The sequence below is a fragment of the Kibdelosporangium persicum genome (assembly GCF_013280595.1).
Taxonomy (GTDB): domain Bacteria; phylum Actinomycetota; class Actinomycetes; order Mycobacteriales; family Pseudonocardiaceae; genus Kibdelosporangium; species Kibdelosporangium persicum.
Genome location: NZ_JAAATY010000015.1, coordinates 50,957 through 72,987, shown reverse-complemented (window position 1 = coordinate 72,987; position 22,031 = coordinate 50,957). Strand labels below are relative to the sequence as shown.

General features: G+C 69.1%; 17 protein-coding genes. 9 read left to right on the top strand and 8 right to left on the bottom strand.

All coding sequences use genetic code 11. From position 1 onward, the window contains the following. Window positions 1-70: 70 nt before the first annotated feature. Window positions 71-787 (top strand): sugar isomerase domain-containing protein, encoded by a 717-nt coding sequence (locus GC106_RS25360; protein ID WP_173135619.1) that lies wholly within the window; start codon window positions 71-73, stop codon window positions 785-787. On the opposite strand, the gene GC106_RS25355 is transcribed toward GC106_RS25360, so the two are convergent. Next, window positions 752-2,641: an ABC transporter ATP-binding protein gene (locus GC106_RS25355; RefSeq protein ID WP_173135616.1), complete on the bottom strand. Its 1,890-nt coding sequence runs from the start codon at window positions 2,639-2,641 to the stop codon at window positions 752-754. The two genes, GC106_RS25360 and GC106_RS25355, sit on opposite strands and share 36 nt — an antisense overlap. 80 nt (window positions 2,642-2,721) lie before the next feature. Here GC106_RS25355 and GC106_RS25350 point away from each other — a divergent pair, with 80 nt between their 5' ends. After that, the gene (locus GC106_RS25350; protein ID WP_312872836.1) at window positions 2,722-3,981 is read left to right on the top strand and encodes a glycosyltransferase 87 family protein; all 1,260 of its coding nucleotides are present in this window, start codon (window positions 2,722-2,724) and stop codon (window positions 3,979-3,981) included. 37 nt (window positions 3,982-4,018) lie between these two features. Here the strand turns inward: GC106_RS25350 and GC106_RS25345 are convergent, their stop codons facing one another. Next, window positions 4,019-4,228, bottom strand: coding sequence for a helix-turn-helix domain-containing protein (locus GC106_RS25345; protein WP_033391619.1), 210 nt, complete (start codon window positions 4,226-4,228; stop codon window positions 4,019-4,021). A 171-nt stretch (window positions 4,229-4,399) separates the two neighbouring features. Then, window positions 4,400-6,028, bottom strand: a complete 1,629-nt coding sequence (locus tag GC106_RS25340) for an ABC-F family ATP-binding cassette domain-containing protein (protein ID WP_173135613.1) — start codon at window positions 6,026-6,028, stop codon at window positions 4,400-4,402. Window positions 6,029-6,307: 279 nt separating this feature from the next. Here GC106_RS25340 and GC106_RS25335 point away from each other — a divergent pair, with 279 nt between their 5' ends. Next, window positions 6,308-7,519, top strand: coding sequence for a low temperature requirement protein A (locus GC106_RS25335; protein WP_173135610.1), 1,212 nt, complete (start codon window positions 6,308-6,310; stop codon window positions 7,517-7,519). A gap of 36 nt (window positions 7,520-7,555) precedes the next feature. On the opposite strand, the gene GC106_RS25330 is transcribed toward GC106_RS25335, so the two are convergent. After that, window positions 7,556-10,372, bottom strand: coding sequence for a S8 family serine peptidase (locus GC106_RS25330; protein ID WP_173135607.1), 2,817 nt, complete (start codon window positions 10,370-10,372; stop codon window positions 7,556-7,558). 234 nt (window positions 10,373-10,606) lie between these two features. Then, window positions 10,607-12,160 (bottom strand): deoxyguanosinetriphosphate triphosphohydrolase family protein, encoded by a 1,554-nt coding sequence (locus tag GC106_RS25325; RefSeq protein ID WP_173135604.1) that lies wholly within the window; start codon window positions 12,158-12,160, stop codon window positions 10,607-10,609. Between the two features lie 63 nt (window positions 12,161-12,223). Here GC106_RS25325 and GC106_RS25320 point away from each other — a divergent pair, with 63 nt between their 5' ends. The 3 genes from GC106_RS25320 (at window position 12,224) to GC106_RS25310 (ending at window position 16,652) form a co-directional block, all read left to right on the top strand. Further along, on the top strand, window positions 12,224-13,318 hold the full coding sequence (locus GC106_RS25320; protein WP_173135601.1) for a lycopene cyclase family protein: 1,095 nt from the start codon (window positions 12,224-12,226) through the stop codon (window positions 13,316-13,318). 33 nt (window positions 13,319-13,351) lie between these two features. Continuing rightward, entirely contained in the window at window positions 13,352-15,040 is a 1,689-nt protein-coding gene (locus GC106_RS25315) for an EAL domain-containing protein (protein WP_173135598.1), read from the top strand. Between the two features lie 172 nt (window positions 15,041-15,212). Then, window positions 15,213-16,652 (top strand): aminotransferase-like domain-containing protein, encoded by a 1,440-nt coding sequence (locus GC106_RS25310; protein WP_173135595.1) that lies wholly within the window; start codon window positions 15,213-15,215, stop codon window positions 16,650-16,652. On the opposite strand, the gene GC106_RS25305 is transcribed toward GC106_RS25310, so the two are convergent. Further along, a complete protein-coding gene (locus GC106_RS25305; RefSeq protein WP_173135592.1) occupies window positions 16,649-17,299 on the bottom strand; it encodes a response regulator transcription factor in 651 nt (216 codons plus the stop codon). The two genes, GC106_RS25310 and GC106_RS25305, sit on opposite strands and share 4 nt — an antisense overlap. Before the next feature lie 10 nt (window positions 17,300-17,309). After that, the gene (locus GC106_RS25300; RefSeq protein WP_312872833.1) at window positions 17,310-18,557 is read right to left on the bottom strand and encodes a sensor histidine kinase; all 1,248 of its coding nucleotides are present in this window, start codon (window positions 18,555-18,557) and stop codon (window positions 17,310-17,312) included. Between the two features lie 197 nt (window positions 18,558-18,754). Here GC106_RS25300 and GC106_RS25295 point away from each other — a divergent pair, with 197 nt between their 5' ends. From GC106_RS25295 to GC106_RS25285, 3 genes are read left to right on the top strand one after another with little or no spacing between them, the layout of a single operon-like run. Then, a complete protein-coding gene (locus tag GC106_RS25295; RefSeq protein WP_173135586.1) occupies window positions 18,755-18,916 on the top strand; it encodes a hypothetical protein in 162 nt (53 codons plus the stop codon). Next, a complete protein-coding gene (locus GC106_RS25290; protein WP_173135583.1) occupies window positions 18,913-19,350 on the top strand; it encodes a hypothetical protein in 438 nt (145 codons plus the stop codon). Before GC106_RS25295 ends, GC106_RS25290 begins: the two co-directional genes overlap by 4 nt. Window positions 19,351-19,408: 58 nt before the next feature. Then, window positions 19,409-21,343, top strand: a complete 1,935-nt coding sequence (locus tag GC106_RS25285) for an ABC1 kinase family protein (protein WP_246366698.1) — start codon at window positions 19,409-19,411, stop codon at window positions 21,341-21,343. Here the strand turns inward: GC106_RS25285 and GC106_RS25280 are convergent. Next, window positions 21,340-21,966: a TetR/AcrR family transcriptional regulator gene (locus GC106_RS25280; protein WP_217280937.1), complete on the bottom strand. Its 627-nt coding sequence runs from the start codon at window positions 21,964-21,966 to the stop codon at window positions 21,340-21,342. The genes GC106_RS25285 and GC106_RS25280 overlap by 4 nt on opposite strands. Between the last annotated feature and the right edge of the window lie 65 nt (window positions 21,967-22,031).

The window sequence follows — 22,031 nt, the reverse complement described above, 5'->3', positions numbered from 1 at the left end:
GGTGGCCTCTTGACGCCCCCTCCTCAGTGGTATAGACCATTGCGAGGTCAACCGAGGAGGTACCGCGAGCATGGCCGTATTCGGCAACCTGGTCAGGGATCACCTGTCCCAGGTGGAGAAGCACAACGCCGACGCGTTGGACAACGTCGCCGATCTCTTCCTCGGCAGCATCCAGGCGGGCGGGCTGATCCTGAGCGGTGGCGCGGGCCACAGTCTGGCCGCCGTCGCCGAGACGTTCTACCGCGCGGGCGGTCTGGCCTGCGTGTATCCGCTGTACCACCCGCAGATCCAGCCGCTGCACGGCGGCCGGGCCTCCACCAGCGCCGAGCGGCTCACCGGCCTGGCAGACGAGGTCTTCGGCAAGGTCGAGCTCAGCGGCCACGACGTGCTCGTGGTCTTCTCCACCTCGGGCGTCAACCCGTACCCGGTCGAGCTCGCGATCGCCGCCCAGAACGCCGGCATGCCGGTCGTCGCGGTCACCTCGAGCCCGGCGAACGCGGTCGCGCCACGCCGGGCCGACACCACGCTCGCCGAGAACGCCTCGATCGTGCTCGACACCCTCGTCGCACCGGGGGACTCCAGCTACCCGCCGGAGGCCCCGGTCACCGCCGCGCTGTCCACTGTGGCCAACGCGTTCCTGTGGGCCGGCATCCTGGCTCGCCTGGTCGACAAGGGCGCCGCGAAAGGCGTCGAGATCCCGTTGTGGCGCAGTTCGAACGTGCCCGGCGGTGACGAGGCCAACCAGCGTTATCTAGACCTCTACGGCCCCCGGGTCCCGCAACTCTGACGAACCCCGGTTGAACTGCGTGTTGTGCAGTTCGGCATACCGGCCGTCACGGTTGAGCAGTTCCGTGTGCGTTCCGCGTTCGACGATCCGGCCGTCCTCGACCACGAGGATCTGGTCCGCGGCACGGATCGTGGACAGCCGGTGCGCGATCACGATCGCTGTCCGGCCTTCCAGCGCGTGCACAAGTGCTTCCTGCACCGCGGCCTCGGATTCCGAGTCCAGGTGCGCGGTGGCCTCGTCGAGGATCACCACGCGCTGGTTGGCCAGCAGCAGCCGGGCGATCGTCAACCGCTGACGCTCGCCGCCGGACAACCGGTAGCCGCGCTCCCCCACGACCGTGTCCAGGCCGTCCGGCAGCGACGCGATCAGCTCGGAAAGCCGCGCCCGCTCAAGGGCCGAGGTGATCTCCTCGTCGGTCGCGTCCGGGCGGGCGTACGCCACGTTCGCCCGGATGGTGTCGTGGAACAGGTGCCCGTCCTGCGTCACCACACCGACGGTGTCCCTGATCGAGTCGAACGACAGGTCCCGCACGTCCACATCGGACAGGCGGACGGTCCCACTGTCCACGTCGTACAGTCGCGGAACCAGCGACGCGATGGTCGACTTGCCCGCGCCGGACGAGCCCACGAGCGCGACCATCTGGCCGGGCTCGGCACGGAAACTGATGCCGTGCAACACTTCCTTGCCGCCACGGGTGTCGAGCGCCGCGACGTCCTCGAGTGAGGCCAACGAGACCTTCTCGGCCGCCGGGTAGGCGAACCGCACGTCCCGCAACTCGACCGAGACGCCACCGGCGGGCACCGAGCGGGCATCCGGCTTCTCGGTGATCATCGGCGGCAGGTCGAGCACCTCGAACACGCGCTCGAACGACACGAGCGCGGTCATCACGTCGACGCGCACGTTGGCCAAGGCGGTCAACGGCGAGTACAGCCGGGTCAGCAACAGGGCCAACGCCACCACGGTGCCCGGCGCGAGCTCACCGCGGATCGCCAGCAAGCCACCGAGGCCGTACACCAGGGCCTGCGCGAGCGCGGACACCAATGTGAGGCTCGTCATGAACCACCGGGCGGCCATCGCGTTCCTGACCCCGATGTCCCGTACTCGTCCTGCTTTTGTCCCGAATTCCTCGGCCTCGGCTTTCGGGCGCCCGAAAAGTTTCACCAGAGTCGCGCCGGGCGCGGAGAACCTTTCGGTCATCTGCGTGGTCATGGCGGCGTTCAGGCCGGACGCCTCGCGCTGCAGGTCGGCCAGCCTGCGGCCGACCCGGCGCGCCGGGAGCACGAACACCGGCAGCAGCACCAGGGCCAGCGCGGTGACCTGCCAGGAGAGCGTCAGCATCACGCCGAGCGAGAGCACGAGCTGGATGACGTTGGCCACCAGGCCCGACAGCGTCGACGTGAACGCCCGCTGCGCCCCCATGACGTCGTTGTTCAGCCTGCTGACCAGGGCACCGGTTCTGGTCCTCGTGAAGAACGCCACCGGCATCCGCTGCACGTGCCGGAAAACCGCCCGGCGCAGATCGAAGATGAGACCCTCTCCGATTCGTGCCGACTGCCACCGTTCGACCAATCCCAGGCCCGCGTCCAGCACCGCCAGCGCGGCAATCACCACGGCCAGCCAAATCACCAGAGAAGCGTCCTGACCACCGACAATCGCGTCCACCACACGACCGGCCAGCAAAGGCGTCGTCACCGCGAGCACTGCCGAGGCGACGGTGAACGCCAGAAACGCGATCAGCAGCTTCCGGTGCGGTTTCGCAAAACGCAGGACGCGCCGTACTGTGCCTTTCCGAACGCCCTTTGGTGCGTCGGCACTGCGTGCCGCGCCCATCATCAGACCCCAGGTTCCGTCCACGCCGCCCACTCCTCACGCTGCTCTGGCGGACTCAACACCCGTGAACGGCCGTCACTTCCCGGATCGGTAGAGTTTTCGCTGTGGGCGATCGGCGCAGGGTGCTCGGGATGGACATCGCCATCTACCTGGGCTGTGCCGCGTTCGCCATCCCGACGGCGCTGTGGTCGGAGTTCTACGGCTATCGGATCTGGGGCAATTTCGCCTCGGTCGCCTATGTGTTCGGCGCCGCGCACGCGATCTTCCTGCTGACCAGCGCCCGGGGCGGCAGACTGCGGTCCCGCTGGATCCCGGTCGGCGTGGTGGGCGGCGTCGGCATGGTCGCGCCGCTGGTCGTGCTGGTCCTCCGCAGGCTGACCGGCTCGGACTGGGTGATCAGACCGTTCCAGTGGGCCGCCCAGCCGGAGGTCTGGGTGATCGAACGGTCGGCTCAGTTGCTGTTCGACACCGGAACACCCTATGTGGACATCGCGGCACTGCCCAGGCCGCCCGAGGTCAACGACTACACGCCCTACGGGCCCGCGATGACGGTTTTCGGCTTCCCCAGGGCACTGCTGGGCTCCGGCGCGATCACCGACGCGCGGATCATGTTCGCGCTGGTCACCCTCGTCACGATCATGATCAGCCTCCGGCTGCTCGGCCGGCCGCGAGTGCCGGTCCGAGCGGCGCATCTGGCCGTGGTCAGCCCGCTCACCGCGTTGACCTTCGCCGTCGCGGGCCCCGACCTGGCGATCATCGGGCTGATCGTCCTGGCGGGCGCGCTGGCCGTGCGCGGGAAGTCCCTCTGGTGCGCGGCCGTGCTGGCGGTCGTGGTGAGCATGAAACTCAGCGCGCTGCCGGCCGTGGTGGTGATCATCTTCTACGTGGTCACCACCAGGGCCGGCCGCACGTCGTTGCTCGGGTTCGGCACCGCGATCATCGGGGTCACCGCGCTGCTGAACGTCCCGGTGTTGATCGTCCACCCGGGAGCCTTCGTCGAGCACGTGATCAAGTTCCCGTCCGGGACGGGTATGATCACGTCACCAGCGGCGAGCCCGCTGCCTGGTCATCTGATCGCGAGCACCGGCCAAGTGGGACACGTGGTCGCACTCGTCCTGCTCGGGCTCATCGCGCTGGCGCTGACCATCTGGCTGTTCGTGCGCCCACCGGCGACCGGCTCGGCCACGATGCTCAAGGCCGCGATCGGCCTCGGCGCCGCGATCCTGATGGTCCCGGCCAGCCGCTATGGCTACCTGGTCTACCCACTCGTGTTGTGGGGAGCCGCGATGACGTTCGCGGTGGCCGAACGGGCCGCGTCCCGATCGGCCGAACCACGGGATGTGGACACAGTCCCGGCTCGGTGAAACACACGAGTGCGCTGGCTGAACAACCAGACAGTCGCTACTTCTTCTTGGTACGCGTGGCGCCGCCTCGGCCACGCAACTGCACCCCGGACTCCGACAGAACCCGGTGCACGAATCCGTACGACCGCCCCGTCGACTCCGCCAAAGCGCGGATGCTGGCGCCCTTTTCGTACTTCTTCTTCAGATCAGCGGCTAGCTTGTCGCGCGTACTTCCAGTAATGCGCGCGCCCTTCTTGAGGTCAGCCACGTCTCCGCCTTCCGTAGCGAGTAACTAGGGTCACAGCGACCCCTGCGACCGCAATGATCGAACACGGAAGCGCGGAACGCCAGGCGAGTTGGAAAAATCATCATGAAGTCGCCCACTCGCACTACTCCATCCGAGTGGATCACCGATGATCGGGGCGCACCAGGGCGGGATTCAGGCCAACTGGACCAACTCGAGATAGTCTGCCGACCAATGGTCCTCGGTGCCGTCCGGCAGCAGGATCACGCGCTCGGGCTCCAACGCCTCGACCGCGCCGGGGTCGTGGGTGACGAGCACCACCGCGCCCGAATACCGGCGCAGCGCGTCCAGAACCTGTTCCCGGCTGGCCGGATCGAGGTTGTTGGTCGGCTCGTCGAGCAGTAACACGTTGGCCGCGCTGGACACCAGGCCGGCCAGCGCGAGCCGGGTCTTCTCACCGCCGGACAACGTCCCCGCGGGCTGGTCCAACTGCTCACCGGAGAACAGGAATGTGCCCAGCAGCGTACGAAGTTGCTGCTCAGGGGTGTCCGGGGCGGCGTGCCGGATGTTCTGCCACACGCTGGCGTCGTGATCGAGCGTCTCGTGCTCCTGCGCGTAGTAGCCCAGCCGCAACCCGTGTCCCGGTAGGACAGTCCCGGCGTCGGCCTGCTCCATCCCGCCGAGCAGCCGCAACAACGTTGTCTTGCCCGCGCCGTTCAGGCCGAGCACGACGACCTTGGAGCCGCGGTCGATGGCGAGATCGACTCCGGTGAACACCTCGAGCGAACCGTACGACTTGCTCAGGCCCTCGGCGGTCAACGGAGTCCGGCCGCAGGGCGCGGGTTCCGGGAACTTGATCCTGGCGACCTTGTCGGCCTGCCGTTCCTGCTCCAGACCGGCCAGCAGCTTCTCCGCGCGCTTGGCCATGTTCTGCGCGGCGACGGCCTTTGTTGCCTTCGCCCGCATTTTGTCGGCCTGGGCGAGCAACGCGCCGGCCTTCTTCTCGGCGTTGGCGCGTTCGCGGCGGCGGCGCTTCTCGTCGGTGGCACGGGCTTCGAGGTACTTCTTCCAGCCCATGTTGTACAGGTCGAGCTCGCCGCGGTTGGCGTCGAGGAACCAGACCTTGTTCACCACGGCGTCAAGAAGTTCTACATCATGGCTGATGACCACAAGTCCACCGTCGTGTGACTTGAGGAAGCTGCGCAGCCAGGTGATCGAGTCCGCGTCGAGGTGGTTGGTCGGCTCGTCCAGCAGCAGGATCGTGCTCGACTTGCCGCCCGCACCGGCATCGGAGGCGGCGAACAGGATCCGGGACAGCTCCACCCGGCGGCGCTGACCACCGGAGAGCGTGCGCAACGGCTGCGCGAGCACCCTGTCGGCCAGGCCGAGGTTGCTGCAGATCCGCGCGGCCTCGCTTTCGGCGGCGTACCCACCGAGTGCGGCGAACCGCTCCTCCAGCCTGCCGTACTTGACGACCGCCGCCTCCCTGGCGCGCTCGTCGACCAGTTCGGCCATCGCTGTCTGCGCCTTCTCCATCTCGCGCAGCAACTGGTCGAGGCCACGCGCGGAGAGCACACGGTCCTTGGCGGTGACGGAGAGGTCACCTTCACGGGGGTCCTGCGGCAGGTAGCCGACTTCGCTCGTGCGCCGGACCGTGCCGCCGTAGGGCTGGCCCTCGCCGGCGAGCACCTTCAGCGAGGTGGTCTTGCCCGCGCCGTTGCGGCCGACCAGCCCGATCCGATCGCCAGGCTGGACTCGCAGCGTCGTTTCCGAGAGCAGGATGCGTGAGCCAGCACGCAGCTCCAGATCGATAGCAGTGATCACCAGTAAGGCTCCATAGACGGGTGGCACGCGGTGGCGACCACAGTCCCATTGTACTGACCCGGGCTAACGAGTTTCCCCGGCCACGATCAGCACCTCCCCGGCCAGGTCACAGCGACCACCGGAGCAAGAACGTCCACAGTGGACAGATCGGTCCGGCCGCCGGAGCGCCAGCGAGTTCACGGCCGCCCCTGCCCGGAGCGCGAACCGCGCCGCCCCGGCGGGTCCCGAGATCATCACACCGGAGGTCGCACTGATCCGGTTCATGTCACTATTTCGGCCATGAACAAGCCGCTGCGCCGCCGGATGGAACGCAACGAGGAGAGTTCCACCGCGACCAATCTCGAGCTGTTCTTCGACCTGGTCTTCGTGTTCGCGTTGACGCAGGTCACGGCCTTGATGGCGGAGACGCCGACGTGGCACGGGCTGCTGCGCGGAGCACTGCTGCTCAGCGTGATCTGGTGGTCGTGGGTCGGCTACTCGTGGCTGTCCAATTTGGTCAAGGCGGACGAGGGGCCCGCGCGCACCGCGATGCTCGTCGCGATGGCCGCCATGTTCCTGCTCGCGCTGGCCATCCCCGAGGCGTTCGACGACCTGCCCGGCGGCCTGGACGGCCCGCTGGTGCTGGCGTTCTGTTACCTGCTGGTCCGCGCGGTGCACGTCTGGCTGTTCTGGATCGCCGCGGACGACGACACGGCCCTGCGTGCCCAGATCGTCCGGTTCGTGCCTTCTGTGATCGGCAGCACCGCACTGCTCGCGATCGGCTCGCAACTGTCCGGCGCGGCCCAGACGGCGCTGTGGGCGGCCGCGGTGCTGGCCGACTACGGCGGCACGTTCCTGATCGGCGCGTCCGGCTGGCGGCTGAACTCGGCCAAGCACTTCGCCGAGCGGCACGGGCTGATCATCATCATCGCGCTGGGTGAGTCGATCGTCGCGATCGGTGTCGGTGTGACGCACCTGGCGATCTCCTGGCCGATCATCGTGGCGGCGATCCTCGGCCTGACCATCGCCGCGTCGCTGTGGTGGTCGTACTTCGACACGCACGTGATGATCTGCGAACGCGCGCTGTCCGATGCCCAGGGCGAAGAACGGGTGAGCATGGGCCGTACCGCGTTCACCTACCTGCACCTGCCGCTGCTGGTCGGCATCGTGATGCTCGCACTGGGCCTGAAGAAGGTTGTCGGCTACGTCGGCGGCGAGAACGGCCACACGTTGGCCGATCCGCTCTACGGACCGCCGCTGTGGGCGATGTACGGCGGCGTCTCGCTGTTCATGTTCGGCTACGCGGCCGTGGCGTGGCGGTGCATCCGCACCTTCAAGGCACAGCGGGTGATCCTCGGTGTGGTGCTGCTGGCGTTGGTCCCACTGGTCGCGAACCTGCCCGCCATGGCGAGCCTCGCTGTGCTGACGGCGTTGATGGCCGGCCTGATCGTCTACGAATGGGTGAAGTACCGCGACCTTCGTGACGAGATTCGGCACGCGGAACACCACTGAGGGTGGGGCCAGGACAAACCTGGCCCCACCCGGTGATCAGCTACCGGCGGTCACGAAACCCGACACGTGCAGTGAGAACGCACGCAGCGAGCCGGTGTCCTGTCCGGCCGTGTCCCGCAGATGGAGCGTCCACGTGCCGTCGGCGGCACCCAGCACGCCCTCCAGCGGCTGGTTCGGCCGCCAGCTGCCGGTGTACGGCGCCTGGTCGGCCACGACGCCGCGGAACGCCTGTGCGGCGGTGTCGTCGAAGACCACCTTGCACATGTTGTTGCCGTTGGACCCGTTGCCGGAGAACAACGTCGCCGTGGCACCAGTCGGTGAACGCAACGTGCCGACCAGGTCGCCCACGAAGGTGTGGTCGATGCCGACTCCGGTCGCGCCCTGGTCGGTGGTGCACTGCGTGCCGTCGATCGAGAACGTCACGCGGCTGGCCGGACCGATGCCGGAAACCTCGACCGGCACGGTCACGCCGGTCGGGTCGTTGTCCGGAATCGCCAGTGGCCCACCGGTGTAGGCGAAGTCGTGCACCACAGTGGACGGCTGGCCGATCTTCACCGGGAACCTGGCCGTCGTCGGCGACTGCGAACCGGCGAAGGTCACCTTGGCGTCCAGCACCACCGGGGTGCCCAGCGGGTGGCCGGCCGGCACGGTCAGCGTGAAGTTGTTGACCGCGGTCTGCCCCTTGTCGATCGAGCCGTAGTACTTCGACCGCGGCGAGATCGTCACACCGGCCGTGGGCGAGGTCAGCACGACACTCGTCGACGCGGCAAGACCGTCACCACGGTTGGTCACCGGCAGGGTGACCGTCGCGGTGTCGCCCGGGTCGAGGAAGTTGCCGCCGTCGTTGGCGCGCACGGTAGGCGCCTGCGCTTTGGCCAGCGGCTGCGGGCTCGCGCCCGTGTAGCCGAGAACCCGGTCGGCCACCAGGATTCCGGCACCGGCCCGGTTGTCGAACCCGGCCTGTGCGATGTCGACACTCGTGTTCATCAGTGCCTCCCGGACATCGGCCGGCGCGAGGCCCGGGTTTCCGGACAGCACAAGGCCCGCGATGGCCGCGGCGTGCGGAGCCGCGGCGGAGGTGCCGTAGAACCGCTCGAACCCCGGCACTGTCGTGGCCACGCCGTCAGCCGCGGTGAGATCAGGCTTCTGCCGCACCTCACCCCCGGTCGAGGAGACGTTGCCCGGCGTGATCTGGGTTCCGTCGGCGTGGTAGATGATCCGGCGCGGGCCGTCCGAGGTGAACCGCTCGACCTGGGAACCGGGCCCGAACGAGCCGGGGAACGGTCCCGCCGGGTTGGCCGGGTCGCCGGGCTCGAGGTCACGGCCGAAAGCGTCGGCGGCCGGGGCCGCCGCGACCGCGAAGGCGTTCTTGGCCGCCGCGTGGCCGAAGATCTCACCGGGAGTGGTGTACGCGGTCAGCACGCCCGCGGTGTCCTTGAACCGGCTGCGCAACGCGGACAGCGAGAGGTACCGGTTCTCGCCCTTGAACTTCACGATCGCCAGCCGCAGGCCGGTCCCGCCGGCCAGCGGTGTCTGCACCCGCTCGTACGGGTCCTGCGTGCCGTCCTGGAAGTTCTGGCTGGCCGAGACGACGTTTCCGTTGCGGTCCAACAGGTACAGGTCGTAGTCGTTGGCCGAGGCACCGATCGGGTCGGACCAGTTCAGCAGGACCGGGATGTTGCGCGAGGAGGCGTCCGAGATCGGCTGGTAGATCTGCACGCCGTTGGCGCCCGCGAAGTTGTGCGCGGTGCCCGCCCACTTGCCGACCGCCAGACCGGAGTCGACGAAGTCGCCTTCCCAGTGCGCGGACGTGCCGTCGCCGACGTTGCCCTCGTTGCCCGCGGAGGAGAAGTACAGCGCGCCGTCCGCGGTCACGTCGTTCACCGCCTGGGCGATGATCCAGTCCTGGAACACCGATTCCTTGAAGTAGATGACGTCGTCGACGATGATGTCGCACTTGGCGTCGAACCGCAGTTTCCGGATGTTGTCGGCGAAACTGGCGTCCGACCGGAACGCGGTGGCGTACCCGAGCCGGGCGTTGGGCGCGAGATCGTGGATGATCTCCAGCATCGCCGTGCCCTCGTCACCGGAACCGGCTTCACCAGGCAGGACGTCGACAGCGGGCAGTTCGCCCGCGGCCTGGGAGGCCGCGAGCGAGTCGATGCCGTCGGACAGCGCGCAGATCTTCACGCCGACGCCGGTGACCCCGAACTGCTGGCGCGCTTTGTCGGCGTTGTGCGCGCGGTCGCCTTCGCTGACCACGGGTTCGGCCTTGACCGACAGGGCCTGCCTGGTCCGCTCGGCGACCTGCTTGGCCTTGTCGTCCTTGCCCGGCTTCTTGGCCTTGTCGTCCGCGGGCGTGGCGAGCTGCCGTGCCGTCATCGCCCCGACTGCGGGCTCGACGAACTTCACGTCCTTGCGGGCGGCGATGGATTCGATCGCGCTGACCGGGATTTCGGCGCGAACCGAGCCGTAGTGTTCGGACACCGCCCGGATTTCGGCGCCGGCCTTGCGCAGATGACCGAGCAGGTCCGGCGAGGCGCTGCCCCGGATGTCCACAGTGACCTTGTCGGCCGGGACACCGGTCTGCAGCGCCGGAACAGCGGCCCGCAGCCCCCGGCCGGCCGCTTCCGCGCCGCGCTTGGCGACGAGCAACGTGGTGTCCAGCTTGGCTTCCACCGGCGTCTGCGAGCGTTTGAGCTCCTGCAGCGCCGAAATCTGAGCGGCGGCGTTGTCAGCGGCCCTGCTCGCCGGATCCGGTCCGGCCACGGCAGGCGTGACGATGCTCAGCGAAAGTAAAACTCCCGTGCAGGCGGCCAACAATCTTCGATTCGGCCGAATGGGCGCACGCACTAGTCCCCTCCCAGCGGTTCAACGCGTGCCCCGACACACGCGGACGAGCCCGGGTCGACCCCGGATCGCGCAGACGTTATGGCCAGGGACTACTCAGGGAATAGCAGCCGTATGAGTGACTCGGTCACCAACAGCCGTCACTCGCTGACAGCACCATACTTTCGTCGGTAGGCCGATTTCGGCACTCACGACGGCGGTCGCCCGGCTACGACACTGTTTCGAACCCGATGCCCGTCAAAGAACAAAGGCGTCAGACCACGGCTGGGCGCTACGGCCCGACAGCGCGTCCATCAGCGTCACGGCCTGCTTGTCGGTCAAGGAAGCCACGAAGTCGATGACAGCGCGGCCACGGGCCAAGGCGTGCACGGCATCCCGGCCCTGCGGCGCGTCTCCCGTGGCGCCGACAAGGACGGCCGGCTCGGAGCGGGCCAGGGCCTCGTACTCCGAAGTCGCCAGCTCCACCAGGTCATGCAGCCGGCGGGGCAGGCGGTCGGCCTCGTAGCGGTCCCCGAGCCACTGGTCCAAGGCCTCGACCAGTTGCGACACCAGCCGGGCCTGACCACGTTGGTGCAACGCGAGATCCGGCCGCAGCAACACGAACCGCCGGTGCAGGAACTTCAGCACCTGGACCTCGTGCCACTGTTCGCCACCCAGCATCACGTGTCCCGACCGCGTGGGCGGCTTCAGCACCACGGACATCTCCTCGACGAGACGGGACGTCCAGCGCATGGAGAACCGGGCGACCGCCTGCTCCGCCTCGACCGAGCCGTCGAACGGGGCCGCCAGCAGCTCGTCCACCAGTTCGGCCCGGACCCGGGCCACGGCGGCGTGGAAGGCGTCGTCGTTGACGATCCACGAGTCCTTCTCGTGCATCCGGCGCCGCAACAGCTCCAAGGACCGCCCGGGCAGCCGTTCCTGACCGCGAACCTCCTCATCGGACAGCGACGCCAGCGTCGCCGAGTTCGCCTGCCACTGGCCGAGCTCCGCCGACACGGGCGCGTGCTGCAGTACGCCGATCCGGTGGAAGTCGGTGATGTCGTGGATCGCGTAGGCGATGTCGTCCGCGGTGTCCATCACGGACGCCTCGATGGTCTGCTGCCAGTCGGCCAGGCGGCCTTCGAACGGCGCACGCGCCTGTTCCAGATCGTCCAGTTCGGTCACGTAGGCCGAGAACTTGCCGGACCCGGTGCCCGGCGCGTCCGCGGGCTCGGAGGCGCCGCGAGGCGGCTCGGCCATGAACCGGGGATGCGGCTCCGGGTGGTGCAGCCGGGTCCACGGGTACTTCAGCATCGCGGCCCGCACCGCGGCGGTCAGGTCCAGGCCGACCGCCGAGGGACCGCCGACATCCGTGGTCGTGACGATCCGGAACGACTGCGCGTTGCCTTCGAAGCCGTCGGCCAGGCCGAAGCGGTGCCGCGCCAGCCGGTCGAGCACCTGCTCGCCCAGATGCCCGAACGGCGGATGCCCCAGGTCGTGGGCCAATGCCGCGGCCTCGGCCACGTCGGGGTCGCAGCCGCCCAGGGCGTCGATCACCGCGGCGTACTCGGGCGAGGAGCACAGCCGTTCGGCGATGGCCCTGGCGACCTGGGCCACCTTCACGCTGTGGGTCAGCCGGTTGTGCAGCAGGCCCGAGCCGCTGGCGCTCACCACCTGCGTCACGCCGCCGAGCCGGGCGAAGAAGGGCGATCCCGCGACCCGGTCCCGGTCCACCCGGAACGGGCTCGCCGCCAGGTCGAACGTTGCCGCCGGCGCTCCGTGCGAACGCCGCTCCTCCCTCGGATCACTCATGGCAGCACGGTACTCGGCCATCCCCCGGCCCGTGGCCAGGCACGACCATGGTCCAATCGGGATATGCCCGATGTCCTGATCGCGGGCGCCGGGCCGTCGGGGTGGGCGCTCGCCGCGCACTGTGCCCGGCTCGGCCTGGAGACCGCGGTCGTGGCGCCACGTCCCCTCAGGACCTGGCCGGCGACCTACGGGCTGTGGGGCGACGAGCTGGCCATGCTGCCGCCGGACGTCACGGCCGCGGAGCCGAAGGTCGTGCGGGCCTACACCAACAAGCCCCACGTCGTGGCCCGGCGGTACGCGATCCTCGACAACGACCGGCTGTTGGCGGCGTTGGCCAAGAACGTCGCCGTGATCACCGGGCGGGTGGCCGGCACCGCCGAGAACGGGCTGGAGCTGGCCGACGGCCGCACGTTCAAGGCCAGAACCGTCGTCAACGCCATGGGCTCACGCGGAGGCACGGCCGAGCAGACCGCGTACGGCGTGATCGTGCCCGAGGAAGTCGCCGCGCCGATCGTCGCGCCGGGCGAGGCGATCTTCATGGACTGGCGGACCGAGCACAACACATTCCTGTACGCGATGCCGCTCGGCCAAGGCAAAGTCCTGCTCGAGGAGACCGCGTTGGCGCGCCGCCCGGCGATGGATTTCCAGACACTGCGCGAAGCGTTACGGCAACGCCTCGCTCCGTACGGGATAAAGATCGACAACACGGATGCCGAACGTGTGCGTTTCCCACTGGATGTGCCGAGGCCGAAAAGGGACCAGGTCCTGCCGTTCGGCGCCGCCGCCGGGTTCGTGCACCCCGCGTCCGGGTACAGCGTCGGCGAGGCGTTCCGGCTGGCGCCGCGCATCGCCGCGGCGATCGCCGCAGGTGAGGACGCGTGGCCGGCGCTGTGGCCGGCTCGTGCGCGGCTGGTGCACTTCCTGCGGCACTGGGGATTGGAAATGGTGTTGTCGTTGTCCGCCGCCGAGACGCGGGCGTTCTTCGAGTTGTTTTTCGACCTGCCACCGGACGCGCAGCGTGGATATCTTTCCGGGCGGGACGATCCGGCCGCGACGATGGCCGCCATGATACGGATCTTCCGCTCCGCGTCCAGCCGGATGCGCCTGATCTGCGCCAAATCGGTGATTATTCGCACGCACAACATGAACAACGGGTGACGAAATTGCCGAAACCGGAACCCGTTAGGCAGTATGGAGTGCGTGTCGGCGACGCAAGATGTGAGCTTCGCGTTCCAGCCGTTGCTCAGTACCCGTACTGGCCGAGTCATCGCTGTCGAGGCGCTGCCCCTGCCGTCCTCCGGCACCATCCACAGCCTGTTCAAGGCCGCCAGCCGGGCCGGGCAGCTGACCCAGACCGACATCGCGCTGGCCGGGCACGCCCTGCTCGCCGCCGAGGACCAGGACCCGGACATCCCGCTGCACGTCAACATCCTGGCGTCGACCGCGGCACGCACCGACGAACTGCTGCACTACCTGCTGCCCGTGCTGCGGCACACCGACCGGCACAGCCGGGACGTGGTGCTGGAGATCGGCACGCCGTTCTGCCAGGCCCGCCGGGTGGACCTGCTGGCGGGCATCGCCAAGCTGCGGGCCGAGGGGTTCCGGATCGCGCTGGACGGCATCGGCGACGGTGACGTACCGCTCGCCCTGCTGGCCGAGGCCGCGCCGGACATGTTCAAGGTGCACTCCAAGCTGCTGGCGAACCCCGACGACCCGGTCACCGCCGCCATGCTCGACGCGCTGGTGCCCCTGGCGTCCCGCACCGAGTCACGCATCGCCGCGGTCAACGTGACCAACGACAACCAGCTCGTCACGCTGAGCCGGCTCGGCGTCCGGGTCGCCCAGGGCGAGTACCTCGCCGAGTCGATCGCCGACCCGAAACGCACCCAGGCACTGGCCGAGGCCGCGGGCAGGCGCGTCACGGCGGTCAAGCCGCCGAAGGTCACCGACTTCCTGCACCCCGCGCTGATGCTCCCGGACACCGCGACCGCCGAAGAGGTCCGTGCGACGCTGGCCGAACGCCCGGACGTCAACGGTGTCGTGCTGGTCGACGACATGTGGCGGCCGCAGTGGTCGATCGACCGCAGCCGCTTCCTGCTGATCGTCGCCGGACCGTACGGGCACGCGTTGCACGCCAAGCGGGCGGCGGCACGGCACGCGGACAAGCCGTTGCTGATCGACCGTGAGGCGACCGGCATGGAGTTGCTCGAACTCGTCGGCGACACCGACTGGGAACGCACGGGCGACGACGTGGTGGTCACCGACGAGAGCGGCCGGTGTGTCGGCGTCGTGCGGGCCAGCGACGTGATCCGTGGCGTCGCGGACATGAAGGTCGAGCAGGCGGTCTCACTCAACCCGCTGACCCGGCTGCCGGGCACCGACGCGGTGGCGCGTGAGGTCGACCGGCGGATCGCCGACGGCGAGATGTTCGTCATCGCCTGGCTGGACGTGGACGCGTTCAAGGCCGTCAACGACTCGCTCGGCTTCGCCGCGGGCGACGACCTGATCCGGATGTTCGGCCGGGCGATCGGCGAGGCGGCGGCGGCGATGCCGAACGTCCTGGTCGGGCACGTCGGCGGGGACGACTTCCTGCTGGTCACCGACCTGGACGAGATCTCCGCGCTGGCCGGGGTGCTGCTGGACACCGAGTGGTCGGCCGAGGGCATGCCGGTCACCGTCTCGCTGGCGGCCCTGGTCTGCGGCGTGAACAGCGTTTCGTCCTACCGTGAGGCGTCCGCCCGGCTGGCTCCGCTGAAGAAGCAGGCGAAGGCCGTCCCGGGCTCGAGCTGGGTACTCGGCCGTCCAGGCTCCGAACGGGTGGACGTGTTGCGTGGCCGGGCCGCGCGCGGGCAGACCCAGGCCCAGCAGCCCGTCGCCTGAAACCCCTGGTCACCCCTCGTGAGCGGTTAGCCGGGTCAGAACCCGGCAAAACACGCACGAGAAGTCTGCTCGTGAAGTGCTAACGAAGCCACCAGAAAACCGATCAGTGTGGAAAAGGTTGGCACGAGCAAAGGGAGTTTTGGCCTGGATCGCGGGCCATTCAGGGGGAGCAATGGACCGTTTGACCGACGGCTCCGACCTCGTCGAGGTTCTCGGCGACTGGACGAGCACGTCAGCCGGGCGGGCACCGCTGTACCGGCGGTTGGCTGAGGCTGTGCGCCGAGCCATCCACGCAGGGGATCTGCATGCCGGGGAGCGGTTGCCGTCCGAGCGTGATCTGGCGCGGGCTCTTGCCGTGAGCCGCGCGACCGTGGTGTCCGCGTACGACGAACTGCGCTCGATCGGCCTGGTCGACAGCCGGCGAGGCAGCGGCACGCGGGTGGTGCGGCCACCCGGGTTCCGGCCGAGCGTCGAGGGCAGGGTGTTTGGCCGGGCGGCACCGATCATCAACCGCACCAACGACGGAGCAGGCGACATCATCTCGCTGGCCAGGGCCTACGACCCGGGCGCGCCGCATCTGCGTGGGGCGTTGCTGGACCTCGTACACGCGGACTTACCCGCGTTGCTCAACGGCTCGGGTTACCACCCGGCCGGGCTGCCCGAGCTTCGTTCGGCGGTCGCCGGGCACCTGACCGCCACCGGGCTGCCCACCGAACCGAAACAGGTGGTGATCACCACCGGGGCGCAGCAGGCGATCGGCCTGATCACCCAGATGTACCTGCGGCGCGGCTGGACGGCGGTCGTGGAGACACCGAGCTGGCCGGGCTGTCTCGACGTGTTCCGGGCGACCGGGGTCCGACTGGTCGGGGTGGAGCTGGACAACGAGGGCATCCGGGCCGACCAGCTGGCCCGTGCGATGGCCGAGCACCAGCCGGACCTGCTGTACGTCATGCCCACCTACCACAACCCGACCGGGGTGCTGATGTCCACGGCCCGGCGCCGCCGGATCGTGGAACTGGCCGCGCGGTACGCCGTTCCGGTCGTGGAGGACCACGCCTACACCGTCGGGGCCGCGGAAGGCGCTCCCCCGCCGATCGGCGCTTTCGCCACCGGCAACGCGGAAGTGCTCACGATCGGCTCGCTGGCCAAGTCCGTCTGGGCAGGCCTGCGGATCGGCTGGGTACGGGCGTCGATCGAGACGGCCGAACGGCTGGCCCGGCACAAGGCGCTGGCCGATCTCGGCAGCCCGGTACTGGACCAGGCACTGGCGGCACGGCTGCTGCCGCAACTGCCCGAACTGGCCGCGGCCCGGGTCACGCAGTTGCGGGACCGGCTCGGCCGGGTGCGTGAGCTGCTCACCCAGAACCTGCCCGAATGGCGTTGGCGCACACCGGATGGCGGATCCGCGCTGTGGATCGAGCTGCCCGGCACCGACGCCCGGATCTTCGGCCAGGTCGCGCTCCGGCACGGCGTCGAGGTCGTGCCCGGCGCCGCGACCGACCCGACCGGTGCGCACGACAACCACATCCGCTTGCCGTTCGCGTTCCCCGACGACATCCTCACCGAACTGGTCAACCGCCTGAGCCGGGCCTGGGCGGAAGCGAAGCGTTAACCGGGCGTCACGAAGCCCGACTCGTAGGCGGTGATCACGGCCTGGGTGCGGTCCCGGGCGTGCAGCTTCGACAGCACGTTGCCCACGTGCGTTTTCACCGTCTGCACACTGACGAACAGCCGCTCCGATATCTCCACATTGGACAGTCCGGTGGCCATCAGCCGGAGCACCTCGGCCTCCCGGTCGGTCAGCCCCGCCTCCCGCAGGCCGGACCGGCCGGGCTCCAGCCCGTGCCGCCCGGCCAGCAGCCGGATCTTCTCCGGGAACAGCAGGGAATCCCCCGCCACCACGACCCGGATGGCCCGCACGATCTCAGCCGGCCTCGCCCGTTTGAGCAGGAAACCGTTGGCACCGGCGCGCAGCGCGTCGTAGACGTAGTCGTCGTTCTCGAACGTGGTCACGACGATGATCTTGGGCGCGGCCGGCACCCGGTCGAGGATGTGCCGGGTGGCCTGGATTCCGTCGACCACGGGCATCCGCACGTCCATCAGCACCACGTCCGGCGCGAGCCGGGTGACCAGCGGCAGCACCTCGGTGCCGTCCTCGGCCTCGCCGACCACCTCCAGGTCGGGCTCGGCGTCGATGATCGCCCGAAGTCCCGCCCTGATCAGCTCCTCGTCGTCGACCAGCAGCACCTTCACACTCACAGTTGCGACCTCACAGGGGGATTCTCGCCTTCACCCGCCACGCGCCGTCCTGCGGGCCGGCGTTGATCTGTCCACGTAGGACGGTCGCACGCTCGCGCATGCCCGCGATGCCACGCCCACCCCCGCCGGTCCGTGCCTGCCCGGTCAGCGGATTGACCGCGTCGACCTCCAGGGCGTCGTGGCCCGCCTTGACCGCCAGCGTCACGGTGACCTTGCCCGCGTGTTTCAACGCGTTCGTCAGGCACTCCTGCACGATCCGGTACGCCTCGGTCGACACCGCGAACGGCAGGCCGGGCAGATCGCCGGTGATCCTGGTCTCGACGTTCACCCCGGCCAGCCGCATCGTGCCGAGCAACTCGTCAAGGTCGGCCAGCGTGTGCTGTGGCTTCGTGCCCGGCTCGTCCTCCCGGAGCAGACCCAGTACGTGGTCGAGGTCGGCGAGCGCGTCCCGCGCGGCCTCCTCGATCGCGGTCAGCGCGCGCTGGGCGAACGTCGGGTCCTTCTCCAGGACACGACCGGCCGCGCTGGCCTGGATGGTGACCACGCTCAGCGCGTGCCCGACGGAGTCGTGCAGCTCCCGGGCCAGCCGATTGCGCTCGGCCAGTCGTTCGGCGCGCTGTTTCAGCTCCGCGAGATGGTCCGCGGGTGTGGGGCCCAGCAACACCTGCGAAAGCCTGGTCAGGCCCACTCCGGCGAGGTTGACCACGTGTACCAGCACGACGGTGGCCACCACGCTGACCACGGGGATCCATGCGGACTGCCAACCCGTGGGAACGCGGACGTGCGTGTCGTCGATGACGAGCCACTCGCCCGTGAACGGCGCCGCGAACGACTGCAGCAGCCCGATCGGCACATACAGGGTGAACCCGCCGATCACCGCGCCGATCAGGATGTGCACCAGGAACCACTGGCACGTCTTCCAGCGCGCCTCCAGGTTCGTCGCCCGCGCCGACGCCTGCGCGGGCACACCGGCGCCGAGCAGTTCCCGCGCGGCGGTGCCCTCGACGACCCGCACAGCCGGGATGAACGACGTGCCCGCCGCCCAGGCGATGATCGCGAGGACCATCGTGGCCGCCAGGACCAGCGGCTGCTCGGCGGTGTCGGCGGGCAGCAGCAGCCGCAACACCGGCGGCACGATCGCCACGGCCGCCAACGTGAACGGGACGATCAAGGTCGCCCCCAGCACCAGATAGGTCCAGCGCCGATACGTCAGCCGCCGGCCCACCGGGCCGAACACGGCACTGAACACACCCGCCACAGCCCGATCCTGGCATGTCCGGGACGTCCCCGGTTCACTCCCGGGAGTGAACCGGGTCATCTCGCCAGGCCGGGCACCGGCACGCCACCCGGCATTCGCGGTTTTGTTTGTCCAGTGTGCCTGGCATTGCTGAACAATCCCGCCGAACCTAGCTTGGCCGCTGCGACCGCACGCGAAATCGAGGGAAAGGAACAAAAGTGAACATGGTCGGAAACCGGGCCCGGCGGCTGACGGCAGTCGCCGTTTCCGGGCTGGTCGGATTCGGTCCGCGGACCGCGGTTCCGGCGCACGCGGTTCCCGGTGACGTGCGGGACGATCTGTCGTCCCGTCCGGTGACGAAGCGGGCGGTGGGCGCATGAGCAGCCGATCGATCCGCCGGAAGGCCGCGGCCGTTCTCGGTGCGACCGTGGTGGGAGTCGCGGCACTGGCGAGTCCGGCGTCGGCCGGGAACACGCCGATCTACGCCAACGAGGCCGGGGCGTCCGCGAACGGAACCGTCACGTGGACGTCGGCACGGTCGTTCGCCGATATGGACATCCGGCTGACCGACATGTCCTGCGACCAGGCGTCGGTTTATTTCGAGATTTACGTCCGATACGCCAATGGCACGGAAGTCGAGGTGGGGGAACGGCATTACGAAGGCGGCTGCGGGAACACCGGGTATTTCAACGACATCTCCTGGACCGGCGGCGGGACCGCCCGGTTGACCGACATGCGCCTGAAGGCGTGCACGGATCACACCGGGCCGAACTCCTGCGCCTGGGGGCCGCGCGTGGACAACCCGTACACGTGACGACCGGGTGACATGGGGCCCTGATCGGCCCGAGCGCGAGTCTGGTTGGGTCTGCGGCATGGGGTACTGGCTGTTCAGCATCGTAGGCCTGATCGGGCTCGCACTGTCCGCGTGGATTCTGATCGCGGGCGCCAGGAGAGTTCTGGGGGTACGGGTCGGCACGATCCGGGCGATCATCGCGGCCCTGGCGGCGTGGAGCGTCGCCGGGTTCATCGGGGGCCAGCTTCCCGCGGTCACCCAGGGCAAGGAGCAGATCGCCCTGCTGTTCATCATCCCCATCTTCGGCGGGACGCTGCTGGTCGCGGTCGCCATGCTGTTCGTGCTGGAGGTGATGAAGCCGTCCGGCACCGGGATGTGGTTCGTCGGCGGGCTGCGGTCGATCCCCGGCCGGTTCAGCCGGGCCCGCCGGTACTCGCGGATCACTCGGATCGCGCTCAAGCACGGGCTCGGCCCGGCCCTGCGTGGCCGGCTGCGGACCGGTGATCCGGTCAAGCGGGCGCAGCTGGCCAGGTCCCTGCGCCAGGCGCTGGAAGAAGCCGGGGTCACGTTCGTCAAGCTCGGTCAGGTGCTGTCCACGCGAGCGGACCTGCTGCCGCCGGAGTTCGTGGAGGAGCTGAGCAGGCTGCAGGACCAGGTCTCCCCCGCGCCACGGGACGAGATCGACCAGGTGCTCGCCGACGAACTCGGTGCGGTCGACCGGGTCTTCGCCGAGATTGACACGACCGCGCTGGCCAGCGCGTCGGTCGCCCAGGTCTACAAGGCGAAGCTGATCGACGGCACCGACGCGGTCGTGAAGGTCCAGCGGCCGGGCATCCGCGCGATCGTCGAACGGGACCTCGACATCATGTACCGCCTGGCGCGCACGCTGGAGGAACGAACCCAGTGGGCCCAGCGGCTCGGTGTTCTCGCGCTCGCCGACGGATTCGCCAAGAACCTGCTGGAAGAGCTCGACTTCCGGGTCGAGGCCAAGAACATCCAGGCCATCGCGGCCGACACGACGGTCCGCGTTCCCACCGTCCACCAGGCCACCACGCGGGTCCTGGTCATGGACCGGCTCGTGGGCACGCCGCTGGGTTCGGCGGGCGCCGAGATCGACGCACGCGGACTCGACCGCATGGAACTGGCACGGTCACTGCTGCACTGCCTGCTGCGTCAGGTGATGCGCAACGGTGTCTTCCACGCCGACCCGCATCCGGGCAACGTGATGCTGTTGCAGGACGGGACAGTCGGCCTGCTCGACTTCGGGTCGGTCGGCAGGCTCGACGGGTCGCTGCGCACCGGGCTGCAGAACCTCCTGGTGGCCATCGACCGCGGGGACGCGGCGGCACTGCGGGACGGGCTGCTGGAAGTGGTGTCCCGGCCGGACGACATCGACGAGCTGAAACTCGAACGAGCCCTCGGCCAGTTCATCGCCCGGCACTTCGCCGGCGGCGCCGCCCCGGACGTGGAGATGTTCACCGACCTGTTCAGGCTGGTCACGACGTACGGCCTGAGCGTGCCGCCGGAGATCGCGGCGGTGTTCCGCGCACTGGCCACAATGGAGGGCACGCTGGCCGGGCTGGCACCGGGTTTCAACATCGTGGTCGAGTCCCGCGCGTACGCCTCGGTCCGGCTGACCGAGCAGATGGATCCGGCGTCGTTACGCAAGACGATGACCGACGAGCTGATGACGTTGCTGCCGGTGCTGCGCAGGCTGCCACGCCGGATCGACCGGATCGGCGGGGCGGTGGAGGAAGGCCGGCTTTCGGTCAACGTCCGGCTGTTCGCCGACGAGCGGGACCGGCGCCTGATCACCACCATCGTGCACCAGGGACTGCTCGCGTTCATCGGCGCGACGACCGGCATCATGGCCGTGGTGCTGCTCGGCACGACCGGTGGCCCGCGGCTGATCAACGACATCACGCTGTACCAGGTGATGGGCTACAACCTGCTGGTGATCAGCGTCCTGCTCGGACTGCGGCTGCTGTTCACCGTCTTCCGCAACCAGCGTTAGGCCCAACGTTCGCTGAAGAGGTCCATGCCGGGCGGGTCTCCCGGCAACGGGTGATCGCTGGGACGTAGCCCGTCCAAGGCGATGGCGATCACCCGCCGTCGCGCGTCGCGGGCCGCTTCGAGCAGGTCTTCCCGGCCCTGGCGCTGGAGTTGCTCGATCAGCGGGGACTTGCCGAGCTGTTCGACGAGCAGCAGCACGTCGATCGCGGTGACGTCCGCGCGCAGCACGCCCGCCTCGTGCGCCTTGTCGATCAGCGCGGCGAAAGCCTTGTCGGACCGGGCGTTCTTCTCGGCCATCTCGTCGGTGATGGTGACCATCCCGGCCAAGGGCGCCAGCGAGCCGATACCGACCGCGCTGGTGACGTAGTGCACGAGCCCGTCCCACGGGTCGTCGTGGGCCAGGCCGCGCTCGGCGATCTCGGTCCACTGGTCGAGCGCGATCTCCACCAGGTGCTGGAACAGTTCGGTCTTCGACCGGTACCGGCGGTACAGGCTGCCGATGCCGACGCCCGCTCGTGCGGCGATCGACGCGACGGACGCGTGCGCGCCGTCCACGGCGAGGACTTCACGCGCCGCTTCGAGCAGCGCGCGGTCGTTGCGTTCGGCTTCGGCCTGCCTGGGCATGACGCCGATCATAGTGGGTTGCGGAGCGAAACGCTCCGGCCCTAGCCTAACGGAGCGAAACACTC